Origin of the sequence: Streptomyces niveiscabiei, from assembly GCF_001419795.1 — a bacterium.
Lineage (GTDB): Bacteria > Actinomycetota > Actinomycetes > Streptomycetales > Streptomycetaceae > Streptomyces > Streptomyces niveiscabiei.
The window spans coordinates 1-5,214 of the sequence record NZ_LIRL01000206.1 but is presented as its reverse complement, the minus strand read 5'-3'; the positions used below and the strand labels follow the sequence as shown (position 1 = coordinate 5,214).

Here is a 5,214-nt window from a genome sequence, read left to right as displayed (position 1 = left end):
ACCCCGGACTCCACCGGGCCCACCCCGGAGCCCTCCGCCTCGCAGTCCACCGGGGGCGAAGGAACCGTCCCCGCCGCCTACTTGGGCACCTGGAAGGCGACGATCGGCACCACGAGCACCCGCGAACTCACCATCGCCCAGGGCGAACCGGGCACCGCGGCGCTCACCCTCGTCGCCCAAGGCCCCGGCTACCACTGCGAGTTCACGGCGACGCTGACCCGCGGCCCGGCCGGCGGCGTCGGCCCGCTGGCGTACGGCCCCTCCCGGGTCACCACCGGCCGCCCCCTCTCCTCCTGCACGCCGGGCGCGGCCACCGAGGTCGCGCTCCTGCCCGGCGGCACCCTGGAACGGGTCAACATCTCCACCGGGGAGAAGCTGACTTACACCAAGGGGTGAACGTCCGGCGAACATAAGGGATTTGGCCCGGTTTGTCCGGGCGCACGCCCCCCGCGCGCCCGTACCGTGACGCCACGGTCCAGGGGTCGGCAGTGGCGGGGGAGCCCGGTGGAGTGGCTGAACGCGGAGAACGGGGTGGCCGTGGGCACGGCGATGCTCGGCATCGTCGCCTCCGGGGTGATGGTCTGGTACGAGCGCCGGGTGCCGCGCCGCAGACGGGTCGGCTACCGCGTACAGATGGACAACCCCATTGGTGACGACGCCCGTTCGGGCCGCGCCAACCGGCGGCTCGGTCTCTTCGAGGAGACCCCGGGGATGACGGACGCGACGCTCGTCCTGCTGCGGATCGAGAACGACGGCTCGCAGGGCATCGACCGCGACGACTACACCTCGCCCGAAGTCCACGGCCTCACCGCGGTGTTCACCGACCGCACCGTCAAGGGCGTCACGGTCACCCAGCCGACCGACACCGACCACCTGATGGACCACTTCACCGAGGCGCGGGGCTTCGGGTACGACGGCCACACGCTGCGCATCCCGCGCGTCCCCCTCAACCGGGGCGACCACTACAAGCTCCTCGTCCTGCTCTCCGGCGGCGACGTCGGCAGCCCCATACGCCTGTACGGCGGCATACGTGAGGGGGAGGTCCACCCCAACCGCAGTGCTACCCCGGACGACGTACCCCCGCTGTTCAGCCGGGCGGCGCGGGCGATCTCGGTGATGCTGACGGTCTGCGTGGTGACGCTGGCCGCGATGGTCGTGGTCCGCGACGACACCCCGCCGCCCGTCGAGTGCGCGGAAGGGAAGCTGACGGTCAGCGGCTCGACCGCCTTCGCGCCGGTCGTCCGGGACGTCGCCGAGCGCTTCCAGCACGACTGCGAGGGCGCGACGATCGAGGTCGACGCGCACGGCTCGACCGCCGGGCTGCGCGACCTGATGTCGGCGGGCGGCCGACAGGGCTTCCCGTCGCTGATCGCCCTCTCCGACGGCCCCCGGCTCGCGGGCATGGACGCCCTCGGCGAGGAACGGGCGGCGCTCTCGGTCTTCGCGCTCGTCGTGAACGACGACGTGCCGCTCACGAACCTCTCCACCGACTCCGTACGGCGGATCTACCGCGGCGAGATCACCAACTGGCGCCAGGTCGGCGGCCCCGACCTGCCGGTGCGGATGGTCAGCCGGGACGCCAACTCCGGTACCCGGCAGGTCTTCCAGCGCCGCGTGCTGAACCGCAGCGAGACGGAGAACACCTCCTCCGACTGCGTGAAGCGGGACTACGCGCCGCGCACGGGCCCCGTCCGCTGCGAACTCGACTCCACCGCCCAGGTGTTGGCGCAGATCCGGAGGACCTCCGGCGCGATCGGCTACAGCGAACTGAACGTCGCCGAACGCACGAAGGGCCTGCACCCGCTCAGGCTCGACGGCGACGCGCCCGACCTCAAGGCCATCGAACAGGGCACCAGCGCCTACCCGTACCGCGAGATCGAGTACGCCTACACGTACGGCAACCCGCCCGCCGGCTCCCTCGCCGCGAACTTCCTGACCTACCTCGTCCGGGGCGCCGGCCAGACGACGATCCGCTCCCACGGCCACCTGCCCTGCTGGAGCCCGCAGGGCCTGCAACTCTGCGCGGAGACCGGCCTGGCCGCCAACTCGCCCTGAACCAGGCCCTCTTGCCGCCCGTCGGCGGTGTCCAGGAGCATCGGCAGGACACCGCCCCAGGAGGAGCCATGCCCCCCACCCCCACCAGGCGCACCGTCCTCACCGCGACAGCGGCCACCGCCGCGACCCTCGGCGCGACGGCCGCGGAGGCCACCGCCGCCGAAGCGACCGCCACCGGCCGGCCCGCGACCACCCAGCCCCCGAGCCGTGAACTCAGGTCTCTGCTCAAGGAGTTGGACCCGAACCGCATCGAGGCGACGATCCGCGCCCTCGTCTCCTTCGGCACCCGCCACACCCTGTCGACGCAGGACGACCCGGCCCGCGGTATCGGCGCCGCCCGCGACTGGATCCAGGACCGACTCCGGTCGTACGCCGCCGAGTCGGGCGGCCGGATGACGGTCGAGCTCCAGTCGTACGTCCAGGAACCGGCGGCCAGGATCCCCGTCCCCACGCGGATCACCAACGTCCTTGCCACGCTGCGGGGTTCGGTCACCCCCGAGCGGGTGCACGTCGTCTCCGGGCACTACGACTCGCGTGTCAGCGACGTCATGGACGCCGTGTCCGACGCGCCGGGCGCGGACGACGACGCGTCCGGCGTGGCCGTCGTGCTGGAGCTGGCGCGGGTGTTCGCGCGGCGCCGCCCGGCGGCCACGATCGTGTTCGCGGCGGTCGCCGGGGAGGAACAGGGACTGTATGGATCGGGTTACCTGGCACGGCAGTTGAAGGGCGCCGGGGCGGACGTACGGGCGATGTTCACCAACGACATCGTGGGCAGCTCCACCGCCGACGACGGGAGCCGCGACCTGTACACGATCCGGCTCTTCGCGGAGGGCGTGCCCACCTCCGAGACGCCCGCACAGGCCGCCGTGCGGCGCTCGGTGGGCGGCGAGAACGACTCCGACACCCGCCAACTCGCCCGGTTCGTCAGGGACGTTGCCGACAACGACGCCACCGGCATGCGCGTCCGGGTGATCTACCGCCGGGACCGCTATCTGCGCGGCGGCGACCACATCCCGTTCCTGGAGAACGGCTACCCCGCGCTCCGGTTCACCGAGCCCGCCGAGGACTTCGCCCACCAGCACCAGGACGTCCGCGTCGAGAACGGCCGGCAGTTCGGGGACCTGCCGGAGTTCTGCGACTTCGCCTACACCGCCCGCGTCGCGCGCGTGAACGCCGCCGCGCTGTGGACGCTCGCCCAGGCGCCGGGCGCGCCGCGCGGGACGCGGATCGTGACCTCGGCGCTCACCAACTCGACGCGCCTGGTGTGGAGTCGGGGCACCGAACCCGACCTCGCCGGCTACGAGGTCGTCTGGCGCGAGACGACGGCGCCCGAGTGGACGCACGTCGTCCAGGCCGGGGACGTGACGTCGTACGAGGTGGACCTGTCGAAGGACAACGTGTTCTTCGGGGTGCGGGCCGTGAACCGGGCGGGGCTGCGCGGGCCGGTGGCGTTCCCTTCTCCCCAGTCGTAGCAGGGGAGTTGATCAACTGTCCTTCGTCAGGCGGGCGTTGAGGGCCGCGAGCCGGTCCGGGGTGTCGTCCAGGAAGAGGAGGAGACGCGGGGCGGCGCTGTCGTCGCCCGCCGCCTCGGCCAACACGTCGAGCAGGACGGCGAGTTCGAGCTGCGGCGCGTCGGCGAGCAGGGCGCCCGCGTCCCGTACGACGACCGCCGTCGGCGCGATGTCGCGCAGGCAGTCGGTGAACGCGTCCCAGTTGCGGCCGAAGTGGCCGGGGAAGCCGAGTGCGGCGCTCCACTCCGTGAACAGGTCCTGGCGGGTACGGCTGCGCGCGCCGCTCACCTCCTTCGCGGCGGCCGGCGCCTCGGCCAGGGGGCGGATCCAGTCGGTCGTGCGGGTCAACGGACGTACCTGCCTTTCGAGTTGAAGGGGGGCGCGGCCGGCGCCGCGCCCCCGGTGCGGCTGTCAGTACTTACCCAGCCAGGCGAACGTCTGGTAGTGGTCCCAGGTCGCGAACACGTTCCCGGTCAGCGGGTTGCGGATGATGCGGCGCAGCCCGCGGTCCTGTCCGCGCGTCGAGGTGTGCTCGTCGATGTCGTACTCGACGTAAGGAGCCGTACGCCCGTTGCCCGTCGAGAAGGCGCGGGACGACGGTTCGTGGCGGGCCTGTTGCTCGAACGAGGCGAGGTCGCCGCCGCGGTCGTTGTAGCGACCGCCGTAGTAGATGTACCGGGTGGCCCGCGCGGCGGTGTCCCAGAAGTCGAACCAGCGCCCGCCGTCCGCCTGCCCCGGCCAGCCATGGCCGTTGGCTGCGTCCAACTGCCCGATGCCCCACGAGAAATGGGGGTCGACCCGGTGGTTCGCCCAGAAGTCGGCGGCCTGTTCGGCTTCGTCCCACTGCTGGTTGGTGATGACCGGGGCACCGCCGGGCGGGTTGTTGCACCACTGGCGGCAGGCGCCGGGCGGCGGCTGCGCGATCGCCGTACCGGCCGTGCCGCCGACGAGGGCGAGCAGGACGCCCGCGACGGTCAGGGCCCGGCGGCCACGCAGCCGGGGCTTCTTGCGGCGTTCCGCGTCAGGCGCGCACACCGGGGCAGGGGAAGTCGACACTTCGTGCTCCTCGATTCGTTCCGGGTTCCCGAGGCCGACGGCCCCGGTGCGGCACAAGGAACCAGCCCGGCGTGACAGCGGTCCGGCGGCCGGATCACAGCCGGGGGTCGGAAAAGGCGGCCGGCTGTTACCGGAATGTGGGAGCGTTTCCACGTTTTGCCTGATCCTTAAGGCAAGGACATGGTCCGTTTACCCGGATCGGGTGAAAGTGGTGCTCTTCCTGTAAAGGTGGTCCAGACCACCGTAGGTACGGAGAGGAGCACGGCATGCGGTATGTCATACCCGCGCTGTCGGCGCTGCTCGTCCTCGGACTCACGGGGTGCGGCACCGTCTCCGGCGGCGCCCGGGCCGAGGGCCCGGCACCGACCGCGATCCCCTGGACCGGCCCGGCCTACGTCGACGACGCGCGCTCGGTCCCCCGGCAGAGCCCCGACGTCGTGGACCTCACCGACACCACCACCCTGTACGGCCTGAAGTGGCGCGGCTGGGGCACGCCCCGCGCCGTCGCGACCGGCCTCGTCGTCGACTTCGCCTGCGTCTCCGGCTGCCCCCACGGGGATCCCCCCTCCTTCCCGGCCGGCCTCGTCCTCAC

The 5,214-nt window shown here is 72.3% G+C and carries 5 protein-coding genes and 1 pseudogene; 4 read left to right on the top strand and 2 right to left on the bottom strand.

Going from position 1 to position 5,214, the window contains the following annotated elements:
* From AOK24_RS11635 to AOK24_RS11625, 3 genes and pseudogenes are all read left to right on the top strand, one after another.
* Nucleotides 1-396 (top strand): annotated as a pseudogene (locus tag AOK24_RS11635) (serine/threonine protein kinase); the annotation flags it as partial.
* A gap of 108 nt (nucleotides 397-504) precedes the next feature.
* On the top strand, nucleotides 505-2,055 hold the full coding sequence (locus tag AOK24_RS11630; RefSeq protein ID WP_055719989.1) for a substrate-binding domain-containing protein: 1,551 nt from the start codon (nucleotides 505-507) through the stop codon (nucleotides 2,053-2,055).
* Nucleotides 2,056-2,123: 68 nt separating this feature from the next.
* Entirely contained in the window at nucleotides 2,124-3,527 is a 1,404-nt protein-coding gene (locus AOK24_RS11625) for a M20/M25/M40 family metallo-hydrolase (RefSeq protein WP_055719988.1), read from the top strand.
* A gap of 12 nt (nucleotides 3,528-3,539) precedes the next feature.
* On the opposite strand, the gene AOK24_RS11620 is transcribed toward AOK24_RS11625, so the two are convergent.
* Nucleotides 3,540-3,914 carry a barstar family protein gene (locus AOK24_RS11620; RefSeq protein WP_055719987.1) on the bottom strand — a complete coding sequence of 125 codons (375 nt, stop codon included), beginning with the start codon at nucleotides 3,912-3,914 and terminating at the stop codon, nucleotides 3,540-3,542.
* A gap of 63 nt (nucleotides 3,915-3,977) precedes the next feature.
* Nucleotides 3,978-4,622, bottom strand: coding sequence for a ribonuclease domain-containing protein (locus AOK24_RS11615; protein WP_159051844.1), 645 nt, complete (start codon nucleotides 4,620-4,622; stop codon nucleotides 3,978-3,980).
* 266 nt (nucleotides 4,623-4,888) lie between these two features.
* Between AOK24_RS11615 and AOK24_RS11610 the strand changes: the two genes are divergently transcribed.
* Nucleotides 4,889-5,214, top strand: a 326-nt coding sequence (locus AOK24_RS11610; RefSeq protein ID WP_206191180.1) for a hypothetical protein, incomplete at its 3' end; no start/stop codon positions are given.

Bases quoted from the DNA above. Each gene is read 5' to 3' on its own strand.
- AOK24_RS11625 (WP_055719988.1), top strand. From the start codon at position 2,124: ATGCCCCCCACCCCCACCAGGCGCACCGTCCTCACCGCGACAGCGGCC.